General features: G+C 56.6%; 26 protein-coding genes and 2 pseudogenes. 6 read left to right on the top strand and 22 right to left on the bottom strand.

Annotation, left to right across the window (positions count from 1 at the left end):
• Window positions 1–76: 76 nt before the first annotated feature.
• The 9 genes and pseudogenes from AT6N2_RS17990 to AT6N2_RS17955 form a co-directional block, all read right to left on the bottom strand.
• On the bottom strand, window positions 77–1,561 hold the full coding sequence (locus AT6N2_RS17990) for a mechanosensitive ion channel family protein (RefSeq protein ID WP_209090541.1): 1,485 nt from the start codon (window positions 1,559–1,561) through the stop codon (window positions 77–79).
• An 81-nt stretch (window positions 1,562–1,642) separates the two neighbouring features.
• The gene (locus AT6N2_RS24235; RefSeq protein WP_233282593.1) at window positions 1,643–1,975 is read right to left on the bottom strand and encodes a putative quinol monooxygenase; all 333 of its coding nucleotides are present in this window, start codon (window positions 1,973–1,975) and stop codon (window positions 1,643–1,645) included.
• A 137-nt stretch (window positions 1,976–2,112) separates the two neighbouring features.
• Window positions 2,113–3,076, bottom strand: a pseudogene (locus AT6N2_RS17985) (alkene reductase); the annotation flags it as partial.
• An 81-nt stretch (window positions 3,077–3,157) separates the two neighbouring features.
• A complete protein-coding gene (locus AT6N2_RS17980; RefSeq protein ID WP_209090537.1) occupies window positions 3,158–3,772 on the bottom strand; it encodes an NADPH-dependent F420 reductase in 615 nt (204 codons plus the stop codon).
• A 91-nt stretch (window positions 3,773–3,863) separates the two neighbouring features.
• Window positions 3,864–4,781 (bottom strand): pirin family protein, encoded by a 918-nt coding sequence (locus tag AT6N2_RS17975; protein WP_209090536.1) that lies wholly within the window; start codon window positions 4,779–4,781, stop codon window positions 3,864–3,866.
• Between the two features lie 63 nt (window positions 4,782–4,844).
• On the bottom strand, window positions 4,845–5,453 hold the full coding sequence (locus AT6N2_RS17970) for an NADPH-dependent FMN reductase (RefSeq protein WP_209090535.1): 609 nt from the start codon (window positions 5,451–5,453) through the stop codon (window positions 4,845–4,847).
• A 207-nt stretch (window positions 5,454–5,660) separates the two neighbouring features.
• Window positions 5,661–6,086 (bottom strand): DoxX family protein, encoded by a 426-nt coding sequence (locus AT6N2_RS17965; protein ID WP_209090534.1) that lies wholly within the window; start codon window positions 6,084–6,086, stop codon window positions 5,661–5,663.
• A gap of 73 nt (window positions 6,087–6,159) precedes the next feature.
• Window positions 6,160–7,122 (bottom strand): pirin family protein, encoded by a 963-nt coding sequence (locus AT6N2_RS17960; RefSeq protein WP_209090533.1) that lies wholly within the window; start codon window positions 7,120–7,122, stop codon window positions 6,160–6,162.
• Between the two features lie 71 nt (window positions 7,123–7,193).
• Window positions 7,194–8,381 (bottom strand): hypothetical protein, encoded by a 1,188-nt coding sequence (locus AT6N2_RS17955; protein ID WP_209090532.1) that lies wholly within the window; start codon window positions 8,379–8,381, stop codon window positions 7,194–7,196.
• A gap of 288 nt (window positions 8,382–8,669) precedes the next feature.
• Here AT6N2_RS17955 and AT6N2_RS17950 point away from each other — a divergent pair, with 288 nt between their 5' ends.
• Entirely contained in the window at window positions 8,670–9,545 is an 876-nt protein-coding gene (locus tag AT6N2_RS17950; RefSeq protein WP_209090530.1) for a LysR family transcriptional regulator, read from the top strand.
• 410 nt (window positions 9,546–9,955) lie between these two features.
• Here the strand turns inward: AT6N2_RS17950 and AT6N2_RS17945 are convergent, their stop codons facing one another.
• From AT6N2_RS17945 to tnpA, 4 genes are all read right to left on the bottom strand, one after another.
• Window positions 9,956–10,408, bottom strand: coding sequence for a hypothetical protein (locus AT6N2_RS17945; RefSeq protein WP_209090529.1), 453 nt, complete (start codon window positions 10,406–10,408; stop codon window positions 9,956–9,958).
• Window positions 10,409–10,493: 85 nt separating this feature from the next.
• Entirely contained in the window at window positions 10,494–12,080 is a 1,587-nt protein-coding gene (gene tnpC / locus AT6N2_RS17940) for an IS66 family transposase (protein WP_209090528.1), read from the bottom strand.
• A 70-nt stretch (window positions 12,081–12,150) separates the two neighbouring features.
• Window positions 12,151–12,504: an IS66 family insertion sequence element accessory protein TnpB gene (gene tnpB / locus AT6N2_RS17935; RefSeq protein WP_209090527.1), complete on the bottom strand. Its 354-nt coding sequence runs from the start codon at window positions 12,502–12,504 to the stop codon at window positions 12,151–12,153.
• Window positions 12,501–12,887: an IS66-like element accessory protein TnpA gene (gene tnpA, locus AT6N2_RS17930; protein ID WP_209090526.1), complete on the bottom strand. Its 387-nt coding sequence runs from the start codon at window positions 12,885–12,887 to the stop codon at window positions 12,501–12,503. Before tnpA ends, tnpB begins: the two co-directional genes overlap by 4 nt.
• A gap of 162 nt (window positions 12,888–13,049) precedes the next feature.
• On the opposite strand from tnpA, the gene AT6N2_RS17925 reads away from it, so the two are divergent.
• Both AT6N2_RS17925 and AT6N2_RS24435 read left to right on the top strand, forming a co-directional pair.
• Complete coding sequence (locus tag AT6N2_RS17925; protein ID WP_209090525.1) at window positions 13,050–13,565, top strand: helix-turn-helix transcriptional regulator; 516 nt, start codon at window positions 13,050–13,052, stop codon at window positions 13,563–13,565.
• A 332-nt stretch (window positions 13,566–13,897) separates the two neighbouring features.
• Window positions 13,898–14,881, top strand: a complete 984-nt coding sequence (locus AT6N2_RS24435; RefSeq protein WP_425292748.1) for a LysR substrate-binding domain-containing protein — start codon at window positions 13,898–13,900, stop codon at window positions 14,879–14,881.
• Here AT6N2_RS24435 and AT6N2_RS17915 read toward each other — a convergent pair.
• From AT6N2_RS17915 to AT6N2_RS17890, 6 genes are read right to left on the bottom strand one after another with little or no spacing between them, the layout of a single operon-like run.
• Entirely contained in the window at window positions 14,861–15,553 is a 693-nt protein-coding gene (locus AT6N2_RS17915) for a CbtA family protein (protein ID WP_209090522.1), read from the bottom strand. The genes AT6N2_RS24435 and AT6N2_RS17915 overlap by 21 nt on opposite strands.
• Window positions 15,554–15,564: 11 nt before the next feature.
• Window positions 15,565–15,750 (bottom strand): CbtB domain-containing protein, encoded by a 186-nt coding sequence (locus AT6N2_RS17910; protein ID WP_209090520.1) that lies wholly within the window; start codon window positions 15,748–15,750, stop codon window positions 15,565–15,567.
• A 42-nt stretch (window positions 15,751–15,792) separates the two neighbouring features.
• Window positions 15,793–16,503 (bottom strand): aquaporin, encoded by a 711-nt coding sequence (locus AT6N2_RS17905; RefSeq protein WP_209091890.1) that lies wholly within the window; start codon window positions 16,501–16,503, stop codon window positions 15,793–15,795.
• Window positions 16,496–16,840, bottom strand: a complete 345-nt coding sequence (locus tag AT6N2_RS17900) for an SH3-like domain-containing protein (RefSeq protein WP_209090518.1) — start codon at window positions 16,838–16,840, stop codon at window positions 16,496–16,498. Before AT6N2_RS17900 ends, AT6N2_RS17905 begins: the two co-directional genes overlap by 8 nt.
• A complete protein-coding gene (locus AT6N2_RS17895; RefSeq protein WP_209090517.1) occupies window positions 16,837–17,526 on the bottom strand; it encodes a nitrile hydratase subunit alpha in 690 nt (229 codons plus the stop codon). Before AT6N2_RS17895 ends, AT6N2_RS17900 begins: the two co-directional genes overlap by 4 nt.
• Window position 17,527: 1 nt before the next feature.
• Entirely contained in the window at window positions 17,528–17,863 is a 336-nt protein-coding gene (locus AT6N2_RS17890) for an SH3-like domain-containing protein (protein ID WP_112153343.1), read from the bottom strand.
• 425 nt (window positions 17,864–18,288) lie between these two features.
• On the opposite strand from AT6N2_RS17890, the pseudogene AT6N2_RS17885 reads away from it, so the two are divergent.
• From AT6N2_RS17885 to AT6N2_RS24230, 3 genes and pseudogenes are all read left to right on the top strand, one after another.
• Window positions 18,289–19,251 (top strand): annotated as a pseudogene (locus AT6N2_RS17885) (alpha/beta fold hydrolase).
• A 68-nt stretch (window positions 19,252–19,319) separates the two neighbouring features.
• A complete protein-coding gene (locus tag AT6N2_RS17880) occupies window positions 19,320–20,030 on the top strand; it encodes a hypothetical protein (protein WP_233282530.1) in 711 nt (236 codons plus the stop codon).
• A gap of 3 nt (window positions 20,031–20,033) precedes the next feature.
• A complete protein-coding gene (locus tag AT6N2_RS24230) occupies window positions 20,034–20,315 on the top strand; it encodes a potassium-tellurite ethidium and proflavin transporter (protein WP_233282529.1) in 282 nt (93 codons plus the stop codon).
• A 56-nt stretch (window positions 20,316–20,371) separates the two neighbouring features.
• Here the strand turns inward: AT6N2_RS24230 and AT6N2_RS17875 are convergent, their stop codons facing one another.
• The 3 genes from AT6N2_RS17875 to AT6N2_RS17865 form a co-directional block, all read right to left on the bottom strand.
• A complete protein-coding gene (locus AT6N2_RS17875) occupies window positions 20,372–21,151 on the bottom strand; it encodes an SDR family NAD(P)-dependent oxidoreductase (protein ID WP_209090516.1) in 780 nt (259 codons plus the stop codon).
• A 21-nt stretch (window positions 21,152–21,172) separates the two neighbouring features.
• Window positions 21,173–22,045 carry a cyclase family protein gene (locus tag AT6N2_RS17870; protein WP_209090515.1) on the bottom strand — a complete coding sequence of 291 codons (873 nt, stop codon included), beginning with the start codon at window positions 22,043–22,045 and terminating at the stop codon, window positions 21,173–21,175.
• Window positions 22,046–22,107: 62 nt separating this feature from the next.
• Entirely contained in the window at window positions 22,108–22,932 is an 825-nt protein-coding gene (locus tag AT6N2_RS17865) for an aldo/keto reductase (RefSeq protein WP_209090514.1), read from the bottom strand.
• Window positions 22,933–23,113: the final 181 nt, after the last annotated feature.

Raw genomic sequence — 23,113 nt, 5'->3', positions numbered from 1 at the left:
ACGTAGCAATAAGTCAATAAGCGTTAGGATTTTATCGCGCTATACCCGTCCAGGCCGCACCGAGCATGAAATCACCCTAAACCATGAAAAGTTGTCTGATCCGCTTTGAAAGCGCCAATTGATGGGCACTTCCGTGCGGATGGTCATCACGATGGAGCGCCTCTTCAGCTCTCGTTCGATTGTCCAGAAGAAGAGCGAGTTCTTCGGCAATTGCAGGTCGTTCGCGCATGATCTGCGCTAACTTATCTTTGGGGACTTCGTAGATGACGGCAGCCGTCAGCGCCCGATAATCCCCGAATTCCAGCGCGCCCAGAAGCACGCCACGTTCTCCGAAGAAATCTCCCGGAGCAAGGCGCGACAATTCCAACGTCTCTTTGTCATCGCGTTCCTCGATTGCAACGACCCCGCTGCGGACGATCATCAAGGACGTCAATGCCGTATCCCACCGCGAGATAATTTCGCCCTTGCGGAATGTCAGCCTGTTCATGTTTGCGGCAAGCTCCTCTTTCTCTTCTTCGGTTAGGCCTGAGAAGAGCGGGATGCTGTTCATCAACCGCATCGGTGTCGCAGGTTTCTTTAGAACTTTGGCGGCGTCGAGCTGCTCGATGCTGACCTGTAATGAACCGGCACTTGCCGCCAATTGCAGACCCGCTGCCTCAGCATGTCGAACCGACAAATCGAACAATTCATTCTTGGCGGCCGTTACCATCCCACTATTTTCAACCCGAAAGGATAGCTCGATCTCAACGGCTTCCCGATCGACGCTGACAATGGCCGCAGTTGGCACTGGCTTTTTCAATATGGCGTTACTACTCAGCAAAACCCGGTCCATTGCGTCAAGGATGATCCCGGGGTGACGTGTCGGCTGCAATCTTATCCGCAAAGACGCCCCGTGCACGGCGTCTGGTCCGCTGACATTGGTGATACGGCTCTTTGCCAGGACGCTGTTTGGTACGACAACCAAATCATTGGTCCCGCTCAACAGGTGCGTTGAGCGCCAGTTGGTCTCGATCACTCGTCCCTGCACGTTTTCGTCCAATATAATCCAGTCACTGACCGAAATGGGCCGACCAAGATTAAGGGCGATCCCTGAGAAAACATCGTTCAGCGTGCTTTGCAGGGCGAGGCCAAGAACAATCGCAAAAACACCTGAGGTAGCGATGACGGTGCCCACGGGTAGGTTGAAAACGTAAGCAACTATGCAAAGTGCGGCAACAACATAAATCAGCGCTATGACGAGATCCTGAAGCAGCCTGCCCTCACGAGGCTTGCGTTCAAATGTCAGGAACAGCCGCACGCAACTCGCAAGAACCATCGCACCACCGACCCACCAGATCGTTTTGAGCGCTCCGTTTGCGATGCGCGCGGCAAAGCTCGATGGGTCGTCGTCGCGAAGGTAAGGCGCTATGCCGTGGTAAAGCAGAAGCGTGGTCAGACCCGTGAAGAAGAGCACGTTCAGCAGAAGGCGAAGTAATCTTGCGCCTGGGAAAATGATCGCGGCCAGTACACGAAGAAGGACCAGAATGCCGAATTGGATGAGTGGGTCTGCAAGGATACTCATGGGGCGATTTCGTGAATGGGCGTCAAGCCCGTTGATACTGCGACGGGCGCGCCGGCGCCCATCGCTCGCATTGACCATGCCTTACGCTTGAAAGCGCAAGAATGGCTTGTAGAACCGAACGTCATACCCTTCGGTAGAAGCACGCAGCTGCGGATCAGAATGAGACCAGACCTCCGCCTGCATGTCGACGATCGCCAACATGCCAGTGACATTTTCGCCGAGGTTTGCCAGATGCTCCAGTCTCGCGGCCGGGTTCACGAACTCTTCGTAGACGACTGCTTCGGTCTCGTTGTCGTCGAGGAAGATGTCGTAGCGGATCGTTCCCGTGTCTTTTTCGCGCGCCAGTCTGATGCTCTCCGCAGCGATACGCTTAAATTCCTCCAGTTTCCCTTCGTGAATCTTTAATCGTACCATCGCCTGGAACCTGTCTGACTTGGCCATTCCGCTATCCGGCAGGGCAGGGAAGTCCGTATATCCCGACGCCGGCCCTTCGGGACCCTCGCCGAAATAGACGCTATGATCGGCCCTGTTGAGGGGCGCACCAGTCGATATACGCTCGATGAAGTCGGGATTGGCCAGCACCATCGCGCCGTAGGATTCAAGATCAGCGAGCCCGGATGCGATGTCCTTGCCGATGTCTTCGCGTGGCCGGCCCGGGCGGTTGAGAATCAGCGCCTGGTCCCAGATTTTGCGGAAATCATGAAGAATGTCATCGTCGCCATAATGGACGATGTGTATATACGCGAGGCCGAGCTTATTGAGTTCGGCGACCAGATAGCGAAACAGGTCAGGACCTTTTTCCCCGACATCAAGACCAAATCCGGCAAAGCCCGGAGAAAGCCGAATCCCAGTGCGATCTGCGCCAATTTCAGCGACGATCGCCTTTGCGACCTCGATCGCAAAGCGCGCACGATTCTCGATCGATCCGCCATATTCATCGGTGCGCTGGTTCGCGCTGATCGCCAGGAACTGGTGGATTAGATAGGCAATGCCGTGGATCTCGACACCATCGGCACCAGACGCAATCGCCTGCTTTGCTGCATGAGCATAATCTTTGACGGTTGCCTTGACTTCCTCCGTCGTGAGCGCACGGGGCGTCGGAATGTCCTTCATTCCTCCAAGCGTATAGATCTGCTCTCCCGGTGCGATTGCGGAGGGGGCAACACCCTGACGGTGATGCGGCGTATTGTCGGGATGCGACATGCGACCAGCGTGCATGAGCTGGTAGAATACGTGGCCGCCGCGCGCATGGATGGCCTCGTTAACCGATCTCCATCCAGCAACATGCGCGTCCGTGTAGATGCCTGGCGTCAAAGGATATCCTTGACCGTCGTCCGATGGCTGCGTCCCCTCGGTAACGGTCAGTCCGACGCCTGCTCGCTGACCGTAATATTCTGCTGCGAGCTCACCGGGTGTTCCGTCGGCATTGGCCCGCGCACGCGTCATTGGCGCCATGACGAAGCGATTCTTGAGCTGAATTTTGCCCAGCGTGAAGGGCGAATAGATATTGGTCATCTGAGTTCCTATTGATTGTCCTTGGACGCGGCTGATGCAATTGGAGAGCGGAACCGAAGCCGGTCCCACTCTCGATTTCATTCAGGGCAAAGGGCTATCGATCTTCACGAAATCATGAGCAATCAGTGGGCCGCCAGGCGATTGGAACAGCCGGCTGCCATGCTCGATGTCGCCGAGGTCGAGCCCGAAGAAGCCGAGTTGATCGATCAGTTTCGCAACCTCTGCCTTTGCGGCCTCGTCATCGCCGGCATAAAACAGGACGCGTCGGCCGCCATCGGCATCCGGTGCCTTCTCAAGGTTCATGAAGTAGTGGTGGTTGAAGGCCTTCACGACACGCGCACCCGGCGCCCATTCCTGGATGATTGCGCTTGACGCCCGGCCGGCAACGTCGATCGGGGGAAGGGGCGGTCGCTGCATCGGATTGTTCGTGTCGATAAGGATGCGGTTATTCCAATTGGGCAGGCCGGCAAGTACGCCTTGCAGCTTCGGCCAGTTGACCGACAGAAAGACGATGTCCTTGGACGCTGCTTCTTGGCTGGTTCCCGCCGTGATCGAAGGACCAGCCTTGGCGACGAGATCTTTGAGTGTTTCGGGGCCGCGGCTGTTGGCAACTGTCGCCGCAATACCTTTAGCGCCAAGGCGCAAGGCAATGGCTCCGCCAATCATGCCAGTGCCAATGATACCGATGGAAGGCATTTGAAGTCTCCTGAATAAAGTCAAAAAGGGTCACGCCAGAGATTGAGTCCCTGGCATCGGTGGGAAAGGACAATTACAGCTTGATTGGAAATCAGCCGCGATAGACCGGGGTCGATCCGGAGGCGCGCTGTCTGTCGCCAAGGGCGAGCATTTTTTCTTTCAGAACATGGATGTTGCTCTCGCCAGCAACCAGGCCCTCAGCCGTTGCGTGAACAGAGTAGTAGCCGAGGTGCAGATCGTGTGGGTGCGGGATTGCCGATCCGAGAACAAAGGTCGCCCCGTCTGGACCACCTTCGAGCGCAATCGCTGTGTCGTTATCGGAGAAAATAAGCAACTCGCCGTTCGAAGCCTCGGCGGAGCCAACAAGGCTTCCCTTCGAAACCGCGAGCCAGCCGACCGTGTGGCCGCTCGGCGGGACGTAATCCCAGCGCTGGCCCGGTGCGACGGAGACAAGGAGGTAGTTTACCCCCTTGGGAGAATTGACCGGGCTCGTGACCCCACCGTAGCTGCCGACGATAACGTAAGCGGGGCCAACCTCTGGCATGGCCGACGCCTCGAAATACTGGCTCTCGACTTCAGAAAGCTCCAGCTCCGCAGGCAGAGCCAGCCAAAGCTGGAAGCCATGGATCCGCTCGGATTTACCGGAAGAAAGCTCCTTGCCGTGCCAGACACCGCCGCCGGCGCGCATCCATTCAACGCCGCCGTAACCGATGTAGCCTTGACCTGCTTCCGGGTCGTCGAAATGGACGTCGCCTCGGGTGAACACAGTAACTGTACCGATACCGGAATGAGGGTGCATCTTGCCGCCCGCGGCAAATTCGTCCATGACGCCGCCAAAGCTGTCCAGGAACACGAACGGCTTGAGCTGCTGGCCGAGATCGCTTGGACTGATCAAGCGGAAGATCTCTCCGTGGCCACGCCCATGGGTGCGGTAAACGACGGGGCGGTCGATTACTACTTCATCGGCCGTTGTGGTTTGGGTAGGCCGGGTAATGTCGAGAACAGACATGAGGTTTCTCCTTCGGGGGAGCCGATGTCGGCTACCCCGTCACATTTTGTGAGGATTTGAGGGTTAGGCCGTTGTCGCGGCGCGAGCGGCCATCGTTGCCTTCGCCCACCAGACAAGCTCGTCCAGTGCTGCGGTTGCCGACGGAATGAGGTTCTGTTCGATCGTCTCGATTGGCTGGTTGCCGACGGCCGGGAAGACGGTGAAGAAATCACTGCCGCCGATATGGACGGTCGCATGCGTGGATACCATGTGCATTTCGATGCCGATGAGGCGCAGGTGCTCGATCGCGCGTGCAGCGCCAACGCCGCCATAACCGATCGCGGTGAAAGGCTTGTGGTTCCATTCCTTGTAGGCGTAGTCGAGCGCGTTCTTGAGCGCTCCAGTCAAGGAGTGATTGTATTCGGCGACGACGAAGATGAAGCCATCGAAACGAGCGAGCGTTTCCTGCCAGCGTACGGCTTCGGGGCTCTGGCTCGGAACCCACGCGCTGGATGCGACTTCATCGAAGAATGGCAGATTAAAATCGCGCAGGTCGACAAGCTCGACATCGAGATCGGTGCGCGCTTGGGCCTGCTTGAGCATCCACTGTGCGGGCACGTCAGCAAATCGAGCCGCGCGCGTCGAGCCGATGATCAGGGCAATCTTCGGCTTGGTGCTGGAAGTAAGTGACATGGTATGTTCCTTTGTTGATCAGAGCCAGTGTGGCGTCAAATATGTTCTGCAGAGAGAAGATGCCGTATCGCGGTGGATGACACTAGCTAGCTAAATAGGCACTCGCTGTCGCTCATGCAGGAACACCTAATGGTGGTCCTGAATTAGAAAGAGCCGGACATCGCTTGCGCATGTCCGGCTCTTTGAATGGGCGGGCGATGGAAAGGACTAGTTCACGTAGGCGACTGTGGCCGGTATGACACCGCGCTTGGCGAAATAGGCGTCGAGGCTGAGCGCGCCTGCTCCGAAAGCCACGACCTGCAGCAGGCCACCAGTCATCATGACGTTCTTGAAGAAGTGGACCATCGTGTTTTCGTCGGCAAGATTGCTGTGGAAGTAGTACGCGGTGACCATCGTGAAGATGGCGAGCAGGACGGCGACCGGGCGGACCTTGAAGCCGGTGATCAGCAGCAGTCCGCCGCCAATTTCCAACATGATCGCACCGATCGCGCCAAGAAGGGGAAGAGGAATGCCGACCATTTCGACCAGCGCGACGGTCTTGGCAAACGTGGCGGCCTTGGCAAGACCGAAGAACAGGAAGGGAAGACCGATGAGGAGGCGGCCGGCGAGAGGAAGATAGCGAGTGTCAGACATGTTCATTCTCCGTTGGTTGATCTGGATGGTTCCGCATCCGTGTTAAGACGATGCCTGCGGAATGGTCTCTTCACTAGCCACCGAACCTGCTACGCGATGTCCCCGAAAACGGGACAGACCGTCGCGGTCGTGTTGAAATCGTGTTCCCGCTGGACAGACCATCGGTAAAAAACGGCTCGGCCGTATCGGTCGCGACGAGCAAAACATCGGCTGGGGTCGAAGCTATGAGTGACTTGGCTTTGTCACTCAGCGTGATGATGTCGCCTTTTCGAAAGGTTTTACCTTCGATCCGGACCTCGCCATCCATAATGACGAGGATGCGCGCAATGTTGCCATTGCCGTTCGTATGCGCAGGAAGAAAATAGGTACCGCCGTCAAGATGCGCGTCATGAAGCCAGGCTCTGACCCGCAAAACCAACGGTGCGTCCGCTTGAGCCGCTAGAAGCCTCCACGGCTTTGGCTGAACCGTCCTGACCTCATGAAACTGGACCATCGGCTCAAGCCCAGCACTCTCGGGTCTGAGGACGATATGGAACGCCTCGACCGGGTCTCTCCCCAGGACGCGCTCCTCGTGTTGTAAAGCGATGCCAGCATTCATCAGCCGCAACCGCGATGGAGAGATTTTCTCTTCGTGCCCCATACTGTCGAGATGAAGAACAGTGCCGGAGCGCAAGTAGCTAAAAATCTCGTCGTCCCGGTGAGGATGCATCGAGGCGACGAAACCTGGTAGGGCGTAGGTTCGCTCAATCTTTCCGATTGACGCGAGGCCACTGTCATTGCAACCGAGCGTCAAGCCTGGATAGGTGGTCTCAACCGTGCATCCTTGCTGCCAGCTGCCGCTCTTGCGGTCGGGTTTGATCTTCTTCGTTTCCACAGGGTGCGCCTTTTTTGGTAATTTCGGCGCTTTAGCCAGCGCTGATAAAAACCAAAAATACCGTCGCGAGGGCCGGCACAGTAGCCAGCAAAAGTGCTCCTCGCTGTCGCGGGTAGAGGGACAGCTGGGCAAACGACGATAAACGCCGACGGAAATCTTCAAGCCCCAAGACCGCGGGTTACGAAGACGATACCAATGTGTGATGAGCCGGCTTCTTGGTCACGCGACAGTTTTCACCGGTTACCCTCTCCCAGCCCTGGTAGGAGCGCATTTAGCAACGCCCCGCCTTCGCCGCTCAGCAGCACTTTGCCGCCCGCCATCCAGTTCGTTTTGTGAATGAGGCTATGCTGGGTTGCGACCTGAATATCACGCAGCCGCCGTTGCAGTGGACTATCTTCGTAAACTGCTGCGCTGCCTCCCAGTTCAAAGCAGCTCCGGACGATCGAGAGCGTCTCTGCCGCGATATGAACAAGTATCTGGATCGTGTCGCCAAGGGTCACGGGATTCATTGGTACGTCGTCGCATGCATCCGCCCAATTCGACCGCACCTGAAGATCAAAGGCAGCTTGCGCCGCTCTGAGCTTGCCATGGGCTTTTCCAAGCTCGAACTGGATAAACTCGCGCTTTCCAGCAGTGTCCGCAGGCTTTTCTCGCTGCAAATCCACAAGATCTGCGATAGCCGCACGGGCGATGCCGAGATGCACCGATCCGTGTCCCAGCGCGATCAGATGTGCGGGGTGTCGGTAAAGCGGGACATCGACGCAAGGCTTCCCGGGGCCGAGAGTAAGAACGAAGTCGTCGGATACGAATGCATCCTCAATCGAAATATGGTGGCTCCCGGTGCCTCGCAGCCCCATGACTTTCCAGGTATCTTCCACGGTGAACTGCCGGGCTGGAAGCAGCATCTGTTTTGTACCGGCACTCTTGTCGTCGGGGTCGGCGTCGCCGTCCTTGAAGCCCGCGATCATCCAGTTCGCGGCTTTGCAGCCACTTGCCAGAGGCCACCGTCCGGTGACGCGCCAGCCACCGGCAACTCTCATCCCGACGCCCTTCGCTTGAGCAGAGCCTGCAACGACCTGATCCGGTCCGTTCTTGTAAACCTCTTCGAGGGCTGACAACGGCAAACGGGGAAGTATGATGGCTGCACCACTGTTGATAGCAGCGATCCACCCGATCGATCCGTCGATCATCGCAATGCGCCTGACCAGTTCGAGGGCTGTGGGGAACGCCAGTTCAAGGCCGCCGAATCGGTTGGGAGTGAACATTCGAAACACTCCGATCTTTCGAAGCTCTTCGATCGCGCCAGCCGGAAGCGCACGGATTATCTCCATTTCAGAAAGGTAGGGGCTGAACCTGGCGCGCAGGTCCTCCAGGGTCGGGACCAAAACCTCGGAACCGACTTCTCTTGTCTGGATGTTCATTCATATCTCCTGAAATAATGCTTCTCCTGGCCAGCCTCAGTCCTATCGCTCGACGATACGGTTAGAAGACGAGCGAATGATCTCCCTGTTTGCTGTCTGACTACATCTGACATCCCGCCATCGCAGGGGTGTATCCAGTCTGGTTCTTCGTTGCGCGCGATGAGGTGCTCAAGGAAAAACCTCGCCCAATTTGCGCTGCCCTCAGAACCAAAATTACTGTCGCCGGTACTGGCACAACAGTCCACGGAAATGCTATCACTGTCCCCGTTATAGGGACAGGAGAAGCGAATGGAAATAGAGGACTTGCGAACTTTTGTGGAGGTTGCCGACGCAGGGGGCGTCAACTCCGCAGCGCGACGTCTGGGACTTGCGAAGTCAATCGTCAGTCGGCGTGTGCTACGTCTTGAGGACGAGCTGGGTGTGCAGTTGCTCGCACGAACAACACGCGGCGCCGCGTTGACGGAAGCTGGAGCGTTGTTCCGTGACAGGGCAGCGGATGTCTGTTCGACGATAGAAGCCGCGCGCGAAGAAATGTCGCCCGAAGGCGAACTGCAAGGCTTGTTGCGAATAGCAGCCCCAGCATCTTTCGCCGCTCAGCTAGCGCCGTCACTCGCAGAGCTTGGCCGGCGCCATCCGGCACTTCACGTCCATATTCGGTTCAACGATCGCTATGTTGATCTCGTCGCGGAGGGTTTCGATTGCGGCATCCGCGTCGGTTACCTGCCCGATTCAAACCTGGTGGCACGTAAGATCGGGTCGCTCGCCGTCGGGTTATACGCCAGCCCGGATTATATCAATCAGCATGGCGCCCCGGGTACCCCTGCGGACGTCCTCAAACACAACGCGATCACCCCTGGGACGGACGCATGGACGTTTACCAGCGGCGACACGTCCGTCACGGTTCATCCCCAGGGCCGCTTCAAAGCCGATAGCGCACATGTTCTTGTCGAGGCTGCAGTCGCGGGAATAGGCATCGTCGCGATGGGCGAGATCGTCGCTGAGCCGTTCGTCGCGAGAGGAGCGCTTGTTCCAATCATGACCGACTATGCGCTTCCTCCTGTTGGAATTTATATCGTTCGGCCTCCTGGGCAAAACCCGGCAAGGAAGGTTCGGGTACTCGTTGACCTGTTGGTCCAGGAATTCGCTGCGGTCCGTGTCTCGTAGCGATTGTACACTGGCAATTCGTGAATGGGTGCCGTCGGCGCGACATGCCCATTCGAGCAGGCAGCATTAGGGATGGAACATGAGGGCAAACAGTCTTCAATCAAACGGCATTGAAGTCGTACACACTGTCGGACGAATTCAAGGTTCGGGACCCGAAACAATGGAGGTCCCGAGGACCGATGGGTTTATCATGGTTGTCCAGCAGACGGACTACCAAAAGCACACCATCTGGCGCTCAGGTCGGCTTTTCCATGAAGGAAGCCACCCCGCAGGAAGCGTTACCGTCATTGACACCTCGGAAAGCTGGTCCTGCAGGCCTCAGTGTAAGCGGTGTCTTCCTCGCACATTTACCAAGCGCGATGGACAATTCCGAAGATTCCCGCTGCAACATTGAAGGCGAGAATGCGCCATTAGCGGTCATTGAAGCTGATGCTCTTGAAGTCGGCGGTCTTGCCGTCCCAGGTGCCGGACGTAAAGGCGGTTACCGAATGCCCTGTGGGCGGACCTTCATCCAGGCGACCCGCCGTTAAGCCGAGCTTGTCGAACAGTATGATCCCAGCAGAAATCGCAGCTCCCCCATTTAGCTGCTCCAATGCGCGGAGTACCTTTAATCCGTTCGTTTCGAAAATAGATATTCCTCGAAACATAACTACCCCAATGTCGTAGAAGGCTTCGATCTCGCGAACGCGATTTCCTCGATAACGCACGATTGGCGCTTTGGTACCGCGATGTTCACTGAACGTATCAGACCGAAGGCCTCGTCTTGACCGGTCTGGTGCTCCGATATGTGTGGCGACATCCTCTGGAGTCATGCCGAATTTTATGGGCCCAATTCCCGAGAAAGAGTGGATAAGCCATGTCATATCAGTCTTCTCCATAATCAATTAAGAAATTAGAGGATTCACAAAGTTGAGCAACCTCACTGACCGCCTTGGGCCGAAGCGGACTTCAACCGTTTGTTCGCCCGGAATAATTCCAAGGTAGCAGTTCATCGATCCGGTTCTGCTTATGGCCATTTACGATGGCGGCGAGTGTGCTGGTCACGTAGGCCAACGGATCGACGGCATTGAGCTTACAGGTCTCGATGAGCGAAGCGATGGTGGCCCAGTTCTCTGCTCCGGCATCGTGACCCGCAAAGAGCGCGTTTTTCCGGTTCAGTGCAATCGGACGAATGGTCCGCTCGACGGTGTTGCTATCGATCTCGATGCGACCGTCTGTCAGGAAGAGTTGGAGGCCATCCCAGTATTTGGCGATGTAGGCCAAGGCTTCTCCGAGCGGGGATTTTGCAGCGACACGGGCTCTGTTATGCGTGAGCCAAACCTGCATGTCGGCGACGAGCGGTGCAGACCGTTCCTGCCGCCCAGCAAGACGAGCCTGCGGATCAAGGCCGCGCAATTCGGCTTCGATCCGGTACAGCTCGCCGATCCGTTTGGCGCCGTCCTCGGCAATCGGTGCTATTCCGTTACGGGTGATCTCGACCAGCTTGCGACGAGCGTGCGCCCAGCAATAGGCAAGCCGAATGTCTGGGCCAATCCGGTCTGGACCGATCAGCCTGTTGTATCCGGCATAACCATCGACCTGCAGGACGCCGGAGAAGCCCCGCAATATCCGTTCGGCATGAATGCCTCCGCGACCAGGCGCGTAGGTGAAGGCGACCCCTGGCGGAGCACTGCCGTTCCACGGTCGATCATCCCGTGCCAACGCCCAGAAGTATCCGGTCTTGGTTTTGCGAGAGCCTGGATCGAGAACCGGAGCACGGGTCTCGTCCATGAACAGCTTGGTCGAGCGCTTCAGGTCGGCGATCAGCGCATCGAAGACGGGACGCAGCTCATAGGCTGCTCGCCCGACCCAGTCGGCAAGTGTGGAGCGGTCGAGATCGACACCCTGGCGGCCCATGATCTGGGCCTGCCGATACAGCGGAAGGTGATCAGCATATTTAGAGACCAGCACATGGGCGACCGTCGCCTCCGTTGGCAATCCAGCCTGGATTAATCGCGCTGGAGCAGGAGCCTGAACGACGCCGTCGGTGCAGGAACGGCAGGCATATTTGGGACGGCGGGTGACCAAGACTCGGAATTGCGCCGGTACGAGATCGAGGCGTTCGGAGACATCCTCGCCGATGCAATGCAGGCAGCCGCCGCAGGCGCACACCAGGCTTTCCGGCTCGATCACCTCTTCGACGCGCGGAAGATGTTTTGGAAGAGAGCCACGATTGGTCGTGCGTGGCTTGGTCGTCCTGGTTCCAGCAGGAGTGTCCGCCTCGTCCTCGGCATGGATCGCAGCCATCGCCGTTTCCAGGTCCTCCAATGCCAGATCGAACTGGTCGGGATCGGTCTTCTCGGATTTGCGCCCGAAGGCTGCCTGTTTGAAGGCGGCCACCAGCTTCTCAAGCCGTTCGATCCGCTCGTCCTTGCGAGCGATATGCTCGTCCTTACTTGCTATCGCGACGTCCTTTGCCGTCTCGCGTGCCTGGGCTGCGATCAGCATCGCCTTCAGGGCAGCAACATCATCGGGAAGATCGGCGGCGTTCAGCATGGCCGGGAACCTACCAAATTCTGTGCCGATTTGCCTTCGGAATCTGTTGTCCTGAGTCATCTTGCCGCAGCTATTCGATGGTCTCCGGCGTTCTCGTCCTGACGGCATGAACCCGCCGCCAATCAAGTCCCCCAAACAGGGCTTCGAACTGGGCGTGGGTGAGCGTCATCAGTCCATCCTTGATGCCGGGCCAGGTAAAGGCGTGCTCTTCCAGCCGCTTGTAAGCCAGCACGATACCGGAGCCATCCCAGTAGATCAGCTTCAGTCGATCTGCCTTACGAGACCTAAACACAAAGACCGTTCCAGTGAACGGGTCCCTGTGCAGCTCATTCTTCACCAGCGCTGCCAAGCCGTCATGACCTTTGCGGAAATCCACGGGTTTGGTGGCCACCATGATTCGAACCCGGTTTGACGGAAAGATCATGTCGCCGCCGCCAAGGCGCGAGCGATGGCAACGATCCGGGCAGCAGGCGCACCTTCCTCAAGACGGATGGTGACGGGACCGAGGACGATCTCGGGGCGACTGAGCATTTTAGGCGGCAGTTCCGAAACCGGCGGATCGACGATCACCGCCGCGAACTCTACCGCATCCTCCGGTGCGGGCAGGATCAGCTTGCCCTGCCGCGCCATCGTCCGCCAGGTGGAAAGGCTGTTCGCTCGCACTCCATAGCGTTGCGCAACTTCATTGACCGTCATGCCGGGCCTCAAGCTTTCCGAAACGATCTTCGCCTTGACTTCATCGGGCCAATGTCGGTGAACCTCACGTCCAGGCTTCCTGGTTGTGAGAAACTCCAATGAGGTCTCCATGGAGAAACTCCCGTTCATGATCCATGGAATGTCGATCACAGATCAGGCCGCGAAGGACAATGTGGGACCGAAACACCGGTTACGCCTCAGTCTAGTTTTGAGACGGTGCACTTTAGTCTGTCAAACACGTGTCTCCGCGAGTTTGCTCTGGAACAGGGAAAGGTGCCGTTCGCACTCACCACACTGTTGGACGCGCCGCGGGATCCAATTCTGGACGGTCTCATCAAGACCTTTCTGCCATGTTTATCCGACGAGATCCCGCACAAAAAGCTTCTGACAGACCATCTCTTGGAAGCACTCAAGACCCACGTATCTAGCCGTTATGCTGGCCTAACTCTTTCTGCGCGTAAAGGGGGCCTGACAACACGGCAACTCAAGACTGCTCTAGAGCTGTTGGTGTCGGATGAACAGGGAGACTACGGCGTGGAAGAGCTTGCAGCCGCTTGTGGCTTATCCGTCAGTTATTTTATCCGAGCTTTCAAGCGCGCGACTGGCGCTACGCCGTATCAGTGGCTCCTGGATTTCCGTATAAGCAAGGCACAGGAAATGCTGAAAAGGGGCATGCCGCTGGCTCAGGTCGCTCTAGAGTGCAGATTTGCAGATCAAGGTCATCTTTCGCGCGTGTTCAAGTCGAAATGCGGCGTGTCGCCGATGCTTTGGCTGAGTAGTATCCGGTAATGTAAACGACGCGACCCCTTGACCTTAGCAAGCGTCCAGGTGTCCAAAGCCACCATCTACGCGCGGTGGCCCGTGCAGATGCGACACCTAGGTAATACTGCTCGGCCGAGTACGTCGCTCCATCAAGGCATGGCAAAATACGATAAAACACGCAGATTTCCTCCAAGACCTGCCTCGGTTCTTCATGCACGCTAGAGCTTTGAATCGATCAAAGGGCAGGCGACACGAAAGCAGCTGACGGGGGCATCCTTCCAATAAGCAACTGGACGGTGCATCGGCTGGTTCGGCAGCCGCCTTTGAAAATCGTCTTTTGGAAGAGGTACCAGGGCCGAATGCTAGACATGAATGACTTTCGATATTTCGCGACAATCGTGGAGCACGGGAGTTTTACGGGAGCAGGTCGGGTTCTTGGCCTTCCTACTTCGACGCTAAGCACCAGAATAAAGCAGTTGGAAGAGAGGCTGTCTCTGGTTCTGCTTCGCCGATCATCGCGACATTTTTCTCTGACCGAGGCAGGGCTGGAATTTTACCGTCACGCTGCTGCGACCGTTGAGCGTGCGAACGAGGCAGAGGCCGCTATGAAGTGCAGAGTAGCGGAACCTTTAGGCGTCGTGCGGTACACGACATCCACGTCACTAGCGCAATGCGCAATGCCAGAAATGGTCCATTCATTTCTAACGAGATATCCAACGGTCAGCCTGGTGCAGTATCCGGTGGACCATCTCGTGGATATAATTTCAGAGAACTACGATGTGGCGATCCGAACTCATACTGGACCGCTGCCAGACTCCCGTTTGATACAGCGACCGCTAGCTAAAGTTCCATGGATACTGCTAGCGGCCCCGAGCTATCTTGCCTGCAAAGGAGAGCCAGAGTCGCCGTCAGAAATCGAACATTACGAGACATTGTATTTCGGCACGCAGAGCTCTCAACCCAGGTGGTGTATGACCAATTCCGGATCAGGGAAAATCCAACAGCTGGATCTCAATCCTCGGTTTCTCGGAGCATGCATTGACACCATTCGCCATATGGCAGTTCAAGCCTTGGGTATCGCCGCGCTTCCAGCGTATGCTTGTCGCAAAGAGCTAGAAAACGGTAGCTTGGTGGCACTAATGCGCGGTTGGAACGCAGCTGATACGACAGTCTCGGCTCTCTTTCCTAACAGGACGGGAATGAGCGCGGCAGTAAGGGCGTTCGTCGACCATCTCTCTTTGTCATTTTCCGACGCTGTGCGTTATCCTTGGGTCGACATCGCGAGTGGCGCGCGCGACACTGGAACCAAGCAGCTCTCTTCCTCAGACCACAGCACTTCGTGACCGAAGCCAGCCGAGCAATCCGCCTAGCAGCTGCCAGGAGATCAAGCTCACAATCGTCGTGACCAGCACGAAGCGCGTATGCAGCGCAGCCGGTACGCTCGTGTGAGTATCCACAGCGTGCGGTGCCCCAATTGCAAAAGGCAGCGCAATCAAAGCAATGGGAACAGCAATCCTGAAGACCCCACGCAGGCGAGCTACCGCGGAGATCGATGCAGCAACACATGTCGCAGTACCGATCCACCAGAGCTGTCGCATGAGAAGATCGGCTGCCGGCATTCCGGGCAGTTCTGGGGGAAGCCCGATGGCAGGAAACAGAGTGAAGGTTGCAAAGCCTGCTGCACCCCACTTGATGCCGTCTCGCCAGTTATTCAACCCACCTACCATTTCGGCACAGACGCCAAGAAGCAACGCGAAACCAACATAGGCAAGGACCATCGCACCGATGGTAAGGAGGTTCCGCTCCGAGAACAAGGATCCCCCGGCAGCTGGCTCATGGGCGTGCGATTGGGCGGCGGCCACTTCGTGATGGTGGCCTGATGACGTCCCGTTTTCGAATTTCTCGGCCATTAAGACTACGGGCACCGTTGCAGTAAGGTGCATCAGCGAAGCAACTGCACCTACAATCGCTCCGGCTAGCAGTGCGCTCATAATCAAAGAACGTAACAATGCCATGCGCCTCATCCTCAATGGCAGGGGAAACTCAACGTATGACGTGCATCGTGCGCCGCGTCGTGAAGGAACGGCGTTCCTGCGAAACCGACACCTCCCACGAGCACGAGGCCCAGCATAGCGGCGCCGACAAGCGACCACGTACGAGAGGAAAATAATGCCGCCTGATTGATACGACCGGAAGCAGTCATGTTCGTCATTACATTTGTCCTTTCGAGTGCTGTGTTGTGGAAATGTTATGTTCAATCGGGGGCGAATGCGATTCGGTTGACCACTACCGCTATGACCAAGCCGATCAATTGCCCGACGACGTAGAGTAAGGCTGTGGAGGTAGCCAGAGAAGTGGGTCCCTCAGCGAGGACCACTGCGATTGTCACAGCTGGATTGGCATACGATCCGGATGGTGTCGCCACAATTGCCGCCCCAAGCCAAAGGCCAACCCCAAAGGGGCCAGTTTCCCACCTGGCACTTTTTGCGCATCCAAGCACTATGGAAAGCAATCCCGCCGAAGCAATTACTTCACTCAGCATGAAGGCCGTTGTCGTAGCCGCCGGACCAGTATCTGGAGGGACGAGGATCGTCGAGCCCGCAACTATCGCGCCGAGTGCGCCTCCAAAACACTGAGCGACCACATATGCCGCCGTGCACGTCGCGCTCCTTTCCCGAGAAAGCCACTGAGCAATCGTAATCAACGGATTGAAGTGGCCACCAGAGACTTTGCCGAACGCGACGATTAATCCGACCAGCGCCCCAGCGACAGAGATCGCTATCGTTAAATTAGCGACGAGCGGGATTACTGGACTTTGGCGGGAAACCGCCAGTCCGGACCCCACTAAGATCAAAACCAATAAAAAGGTACCAAAGGCCTCAACGAAAGCTCTCCGTAACAGAGGGAAAGCAGGATTTGACTCAAAGAAGCAGGGCGCCTTAGCGAAGAATCGAGAGTCATCCATCGGTTGCGTGTGCCGAAACGTACCGTGCTTCAACTTCCTTCATCTTGTTCGCGAGATCACCGGGGGTCAGGATACCTTTCTGAAACAGGATGTTGCTAAACGCGACAATCCACCGTTCGTAGTAGGATAGCTTTCCGATCATCTCAGCGCCCAAAGATTCCACACCGCGGCGCTTTTCCTCGGTATTGATGATTTTGTGAAAATCCAAGACGTCAGCGAGTGCGTGGCATCGCTTTTCCCACGGCAGAAGCTGGTGGTCGACCATTTCGATCTTCCCAGCCGGATCGCCCCCAATATCATTAGGCAGCTTCTTAACAAGCTGTTCTGAGCCCATCATGCAGCCTCCTTGTTATACGTGACAGGAATAACGCCGATCATAGCATCGCGAGTCACCAGGTCCGCGAGCTGAGCTTCGTCAAGATGCTCGGTACCCGTCGGACGCATCGGCAGCACCAGATATCGCACCACCGCTGTAGAATCACTGACAACGATTTCGACGTCTTCAGGGATATTGGTCCCAAATTCACGTAGGACTGCTCGTGGTTCGTAGACGGCCCGAGCGCGATAGGGCTTGAGCTTGTACCAGTCCGGTGGAAGGCCAAGAACAGGTCGAGGGTAGCACGAGCACAGGGTGCAAACGATAAGGTTATGAACTGCTGGCGTATTCTCAAGAACGATCAATTGCGTATCGTCGTAGAACGTGATGCCCAGTTCCTCGCAGGCTGCCCGACCATTTTCGAGGAGGCGTTGCTTGAACCCCGGGTCTGTCCACGCCTTCGCGACGACCATAGCCCCTAAAGCCGGGGTGCGGGAATCGAGCACCTCAATCTGCCGCCGGATTTCTTCCGCTCCGAAAAACTTTCGTTCGACAAGAAGCTCCCGGACGGCCGTTTCCATAATGTCATAGTAACCCGGCATCTCGTCTGATGTGATGGGCGCGTGGTCATGATCGTGGTCATTGTCATGGTCATGGTCGTGATCATGGCTGTGATCGTGTGTTTGTTCCTGATCGTGGTCAGACATTTCAAATCCTCTCCAGCCAGTTTTCGAAGATCTCAATCCTCAAACCATCATTGGGTGACCCTACGTAGTCAGCCCAAATTTCCGTGAGAGGAATGGCAATCCGGTAGTAGTGGCCCCTCGAGCCAGCGTTTCGCCCGTAAGCTTCTTCTTCATTGTCGACCGCCATCGTGCCGATGACGCTTTCGACGACGCCCTGCTTGCCGCGTAGGTAGGTGGGCATCCTATAATGACCGACGGGGGAGCGATCTGAGATCGCAACTCGATCACCCGCCTGAAACAGCGGGATCTCCCCAAAGGCCGGGACAACTTCTTTCAGCTGTTGTGCGTGGTGTTCCAATCAGGCCTCCCAATGATTTCGGCCTACTATATCTGTCAACAGCTGCGGCGAAGCAGCGCTGTTTCGAAAGCAGCTTTCAACATGTCGAACGTTCACAACTTTGAGGAAACAATAAAAGAAGCGCGTGCCGAACGAACGGCGGTGCAGCAAATTGTAGAGCCGTGAGAATTCGGCCCAGACGAGATGGAGCAACCCGGAGCTCGTCCTCGCAGACCTGGAAGCCTGGCCTAACTTTTTTAGCGTCGCGCAAGTTGTACTACTTTGAGCCCGTTGTGCGCGTACCGCAGACACAGAAGCGGTGGAGTACTTACATCACCAACCGTAACAATCCATTGCTCATTACGAACATTCTCCGCCAGCGATGAAAGAGAGAAAGTGGCTGCATTGAAACAAGCCGCAGTAACTCACCTCTAAGGAGAACCCCAATGTCTCGCACTCTTGCCATCCTGCTTCTTGCCTCGGCCTCGATATTTATGTCACCTTCCGCAACTAAAGCATTCGCCGAAACGCCTGAGATTACTCAGCAGGCGCCCGCAACGGTCCACTACCGCACCGTGAAGATCGACGGCGTCAACGTTTTCTATCGCGAAGCCGGTCCGTCTGACGGTCCGGTCGTTGTGCTGCTTCACGGGTTCCCGACATCGTCCCACATGTTCCGAAACTGATCCCGCTTCTTGCAGACCGCTACCGTGTAATCGCGCCTGACTATCCGGGCTTCGGCCAAAGCGATGCGCCCGATTACACCAAGTTCGAATATTCCTTCGGCCACTATGCCGATATCGTCGACACGCTCCTGACCAAGGTCGGCGCGGCAAAATATTCGATGTACGTGATGGATTATGGTGCACCGGTCGGCTATCGGTTGGCGCTCAAGCATCCGGATCGGGTCACCGGCCTGATCGTCCAGAACGGCAATGCCTATGAAGAGGGCCTTCGAGAATTTTGGGATCCGATTAAGGCCTACTGGGCCGAGGATACGGCGCGACGCCCTTTCCAGTCTCCTTGCGCCTGAGAACACCAAGTTCCAATACACTGATGGTGTCAAGGATCTATCCCGCATCAGTCCTGACAATTGGGTTCACGATCAGGCGCTCCTCGACCGGCCCGGGAATAAGGACATCCAGCTCGATCTTTCCCACGACTATGGGTCAAATGTGCCGCTTTATCCGCAGTTCCAGCAGTTCTTCCGTGACCACAAGCCGCCAACGCTGATTGTATGGGGCAAGAACGACAAAATCTTCCCCGAAGAAGGCGCTCATCCCTATTTGCGCGATCTTCCCGAAGCGGAGCTCCACATTCTGGATACGGGCCACTTCGCGCTTGAAGACAAGCTGGATGAAATGGCGCCGCTGATCCAGAGCTTCCTCGATCGCAAGATCGCCAAGTGAAGCAGGTGGCATCCTGCGCCCTGAACAGAACGGCGCAGGAAGCCTCACCTTGAAAAGGAGCCATCACAATGGTCGCGCATTTCGTACACTGGCCCGCCTCCGTCGAGCGGGTTCATACGCGCATACCGGCGTCGTTCTTCAGCATCGTGATCGGTCTTTCCGGCTTTGCCGGCAGCTGGCGTGCCGCTTCGCAAGTATGGGACTTAACGCCCATTCCAGGTGAGGTGTTGAATGGCCTGGCGGGGGTGATCTGGCTGTTCCTCGGCATCAATTTTGCCGTAAAATGGCTGTTCGCACACGAAGAAGCGCGGGCCGAGCTAAATCACCCGATACAAGGACTTTTCGTTGGACTGGCAGGTGTTGCTACGATGCTTGTTGCTTTGGGAGGCTTGCCGTATTCGCCCGTGCTGGCCACCGCCATATTCATTCCCGGACTGCTCGGGACATTCGGCTTCGCCTTGTGGAAAACAGGGAAGCTTTGGCAGGGCGGACGCGATCCCGAACAATCTATTCCAGCGCTCTATCTCCCGCTTGTTGCCGGATCATTCGTCACGGCGATCGCCTTGGGGTCATTTGGCTTCGATGCGTTCGCGAAGCTTGCCTTCGGTGCGGGATTTTTTTCCTGGCTTGCAATCGACTCTGTCGTTCTGCACCGGTTCCTGCACGCACCAGAGCTTTCTCATCAGCTGCGGCCAACGTTTGGCGTGCAGCTGGCACCTCCGGCTGTCGGGAGCGTCGCTTATCTCTCGACAGGTGCTGTCCCAGATGCGCTTTTATAAGGCATGCTCGGCTACGCCTTTCTTCAGGCCGCAATTCTTCTCCGTTTGATCCCTTGGATCGCAAAGCACGGGGTTTCGATCTCCTACTGGTCGTTCTCGTTCGGCGCAACGGCCCTTGCAACCGGCATGGTCAAGACCGCCGGTTTGACTGAAGACCCCTCAATGGAGACTCTCGCGATGCTAGTGTTTGGCCTTACGAATATGATCATGATGATCATTCTGGTGGAGACGATAATCTTAGCCAGTACCGGTGCCTTGCTGACTGGGAAAACTCCCAAAAATTAATCGATCGGGTGACGAGACTTCACCCGATCGTCCTTAACTCGTTACAGCTTCAAACACTAGATGATGGTCGGGGTGATGCCGCCATCAGCTCGTAACGCAGCGCCGTTGGTCGCTGCGGCCAAAGGGCTGGCGACATAGGCGACCATGCTTGCAATTTCCTGCGGCTCAATCATCCGTTGGATGAGCGAAGTCGGGCGGTCGCGAGCGAAGAATTCAGCTTCGATCGCTTCAGGGCTTGCGTTTGGATCACTGGCCACGCTCTTAAGGAAATCCGTAATTCCTTCCGAACGGGTCGTGCCCGGAAGCACCGTGTTTACGGTCACGCGCGTGCCCTTCGTCAATCCCGCCATACCCCTCGAGATCGCCAGCTGTGCCGTCTTGGTCATACCGTAATGGATCATGTCCGGTGGGACCATGAGCCCCGACTCGCTGGCGATAAAGATTACCCGGCCCCAGTCACGCGACAACATGCCAGGGAAGTAGTGCCGGGAGAGACGCGCACCGCTCAAAACGTTGACCTCGAAGAAGCGCAGCCAATCACTGTCAGAGATGTCGGCAAAGGCTTTGGACTCGTATATGCCGAGATTATTGACGAGGATGTCTACCTCCGGGACGGCGGCTGTCAGGGCAGCCGCGCCTTCTGCTGTTGCCGGATCAGCAAGGACGGCTTTGACGCCTTGCCCAAGTTCGGAAACCGCGTCGTCGAGCTTCTTTTGCGAGCGCCCGCATATGATGACATCCGCACCCTCTGCGGCAAGCCGACGCGCGATTTCAAGACCGATCCCGGCCGTCGCACCTGTTACGAGTGCTTTCTTGTTTGATAGTTGTAAATCCATAATGACATTCTCCGGTTCGGCCTAGCAAATGGCGACGGGATTGATGTTGACTTGGGTCGAACCCTTGTAGAGCGGCTGCCCAAGTACAAACAAAAATTCGAAAACCTGGTCCCGCACTAGAGGACGACTATCAATCAACTCAAGATTATAGATGCCCTTCTTTGCGAGCATAAACTGGTTGACTGGAAATTCCTGGCCGTCCTTCGCAGGGTAAATCTCCGAGGCCCAGGTGTCCCCACCGAAGGCCACGATGCCTTGGTCCGCCAGCCATTCAGCCGCTTCCATTCCAATTCCCGGCTCGACTTCCAGGAACTTTTTGTCGTCCTTACCGATAAGTTCGAGCCAGCCGGTATTGAATAGGACGACGTCACCGGTGCGAAGGCCGATGCCTTGCTTTTTCAGTACCGCCTGGATGTCCATCACGGTGAACTCGGTCGCTTCAGGGACGATCGGCTGACCATAATGAGCGACCATGTCGAGCACGACGCCGCGTGTGACCATCGGCGGGACCTTTTCGATGCCAAGTTTCGTGACCCCTTCAACAGTCACGAAGTCAGCCGCTTTGTGTCCGTTGTAGTAGACGTAATCGATGCCGATGTGGCCGATGCCGTTGAGCTGTGTCCCAACACCGGTCCAGCCGTTTACGAGTTCATCATTGAAGGTGAACTTGTTCGCCGCTTTGCTGGTACCGCCTGCTTCGTCCGGCTGCACGTTGTAGAGATTGAAGCTCCTGTGACGAAACGCCGGCAGGTGCCTGTCGATCGGCACGGCCAGCGGATAACTGCGTCCCGACTTCACCAGTTGAACTGCTGCCAAGGTTACGTCCGGCGTCAAAAGGTTAGCTGCGCCAATTTCGTCTTCTGGTCCGTAAGCGGAGGGTGCCCAGTCTACCATGTTCATTTCTCCTTTTGCGGTTCTAATAATTTAGAGGAATCAAAAGAGCCTTCTCAGTCGGCTCATGCGTCCCAAGCGGGCGCCAGACCCGGAGGGCTGACGAGGCGACCACCGGGGGCCGCGAGCTTGCTGATCGTCGCGAGATCATCGGCCGAGAGTTCGAAGTCGAAGACGTCGATGTTCTCCTTGACGCGCTCCGGCTTGGCGGTCTTCGTCAAAGCGACAAAGCCCGTTTGAAGAAGCCAGCGCAACCCGACCTGCGCGGCAGACTTGCCATAGCGGGCGCCAATTTCCTTAAGAACAGGATCACGGGGGACCGCTCCATCAGCCATGCCATAGTACGCTGTGAGCGCCACACCTGCGTCTCTCGCTGCGCCAATAAGCCGAGCCTGGTCGAGGTACGGATGTGCTTCGACTTGGTTTGTTACGATCGGCGTCTTGCTCACGGCGATCGACTCTTTGAGTTGCGAAACATTCTGGTTGCTGACACCGATGAAGCGAGTTTTACCCGCTGCCTTCAAAGCATTCAGCATCTCTATCTGCTCCGAAATGGACACTTTGTCGCCCGGCCAGTGCAGGAGAAGGAGATCGACATGATCAGTTCTCAGCTTCTCGAGACTCTCGTTCACCGACGCAGCGAACCTGTCCTGGCTGTAATTGTCCACCCAGACCTTGGTGGTGAGGAAAAGTTCCGCACGCTTAGCTCCGGCCGCTTCCAGAGCCCGTCCGAGTGCGGCCTCATTTTGATAAATCTGGGCAGTGTCGAAGTGACGAAAGCCCGCGTCCAGCGCCGCTGGAACAACCCGTTCCACCTCCGCGTCGGACATTCGGAATACGCCGAATCCAAGCTTTGGGATGACGGCTCCATGAGCACGAATGGTTTCCATTTCGAAGTCTCCTTTGATTGATCACGTCGCACTTCGACACGGCTTGGGGTAAAAATGCCGGTAACTCGCGCGGACGGCCCACTGCCTGTGGCGCCAATTGCGTAAGCGAAGTTTCATAATCGAGAAGATAAGTGCAATCTTAGGCCTTGATAATACGGCGTCGCTCCACTTTATCTGTGAA

This window comes from Agrobacterium tumefaciens (assembly GCF_017726655.1).
Lineage (GTDB): Bacteria > Pseudomonadota > Alphaproteobacteria > Rhizobiales > Rhizobiaceae > Agrobacterium > Agrobacterium tumefaciens_B.
Note: the sequence above shows the minus strand (reverse complement) of the source record. Positions and strands in the feature narration are given on the sequence as shown.

Bases quoted from the DNA above. Each gene is read 5' to 3' on its own strand.
- AT6N2_RS17990 (WP_209090541.1), bottom strand. From the start codon at position 1,561: ATGAGTATCCTTGCAGACCCACTCATCCAATTCGGCATTCTGGTCCTT.
- AT6N2_RS24235 (WP_233282593.1), bottom strand. From the start codon at position 1,975: ATGGTACGATTAAAGATTCACGAAGGGAAACTGGAGGAATTTAAGCGT.
- AT6N2_RS17980 (WP_209090537.1), bottom strand. From the start codon at position 3,772: ATGCCTTCCATCGGTATCATTGGCACTGGCATGATTGGCGGAGCCATT.
- AT6N2_RS17975 (WP_209090536.1), bottom strand. From the start codon at position 4,781: ATGTCTGTTCTCGACATTACCCGGCCTACCCAAACCACAACGGCCGAT.
- AT6N2_RS17970 (WP_209090535.1), bottom strand. From the start codon at position 5,453: ATGTCACTTACTTCCAGCACCAAGCCGAAGATTGCCCTGATCATCGGC.
- AT6N2_RS17965 (WP_209090534.1), bottom strand. From the start codon at position 6,086: ATGTCTGACACTCGCTATCTTCCTCTCGCCGGCCGCCTCCTCATCGGT.
- AT6N2_RS17955 (WP_209090532.1), bottom strand. From the start codon at position 8,381: ATGAACATCCAGACAAGAGAAGTCGGTTCCGAGGTTTTGGTCCCGACC.
- AT6N2_RS17950 (WP_209090530.1), top strand. From the start codon at position 8,670: ATGGAAATAGAGGACTTGCGAACTTTTGTGGAGGTTGCCGACGCAGGG.
- AT6N2_RS17945 (WP_209090529.1), bottom strand. From the start codon at position 10,408: ATGACATGGCTTATCCACTCTTTCTCGGGAATTGGGCCCATAAAATTC.
- tnpC (WP_209090528.1), bottom strand. From the start codon at position 12,080: ATGCTGAACGCCGCCGATCTTCCCGATGATGTTGCTGCCCTGAAGGCG.
- tnpB (WP_209090527.1), bottom strand. From the start codon at position 12,504: ATGATCTTTCCGTCAAACCGGGTTCGAATCATGGTGGCCACCAAACCC.
- tnpA (WP_209090526.1), bottom strand. From the start codon at position 12,887: ATGGAGACCTCATTGGAGTTTCTCACAACCAGGAAGCCTGGACGTGAG.
- AT6N2_RS24435 (WP_425292748.1), top strand. From the start codon at position 13,898: ATGCTAGACATGAATGACTTTCGATATTTCGCGACAATCGTGGAGCAC.
- AT6N2_RS17915 (WP_209090522.1), bottom strand. From the start codon at position 15,553: ATGGCATTGTTACGTTCTTTGATTATGAGCGCACTGCTAGCCGGAGCG.
- AT6N2_RS17910 (WP_209090520.1), bottom strand. From the start codon at position 15,750: ATGACGAACATGACTGCTTCCGGTCGTATCAATCAGGCGGCATTATTT.
- AT6N2_RS17905 (WP_209091890.1), bottom strand. From the start codon at position 16,503: ATGGATGACTCTCGATTCTTCGCTAAGGCGCCCTGCTTCTTTGAGTCA.
- AT6N2_RS17900 (WP_209090518.1), bottom strand. From the start codon at position 16,840: ATGATGGGCTCAGAACAGCTTGTTAAGAAGCTGCCTAATGATATTGGG.
- AT6N2_RS17895 (WP_209090517.1), bottom strand. From the start codon at position 17,526: ATGTCTGACCACGATCAGGAACAAACACACGATCACAGCCATGATCAC.
- AT6N2_RS17880 (WP_233282530.1), top strand. From the start codon at position 19,320: ATGGTCGCGCATTTCGTACACTGGCCCGCCTCCGTCGAGCGGGTTCAT.
- AT6N2_RS24230 (WP_233282529.1), top strand. From the start codon at position 20,034: ATGCTCGGCTACGCCTTTCTTCAGGCCGCAATTCTTCTCCGTTTGATC.
- AT6N2_RS17875 (WP_209090516.1), bottom strand. From the start codon at position 21,151: ATGGATTTACAACTATCAAACAAGAAAGCACTCGTAACAGGTGCGACG.
- AT6N2_RS17870 (WP_209090515.1), bottom strand. From the start codon at position 22,045: ATGGTAGACTGGGCACCCTCCGCTTACGGACCAGAAGACGAAATTGGC.
- AT6N2_RS17865 (WP_209090514.1), bottom strand. From the start codon at position 22,932: ATGGAAACCATTCGTGCTCATGGAGCCGTCATCCCAAAGCTTGGATTC.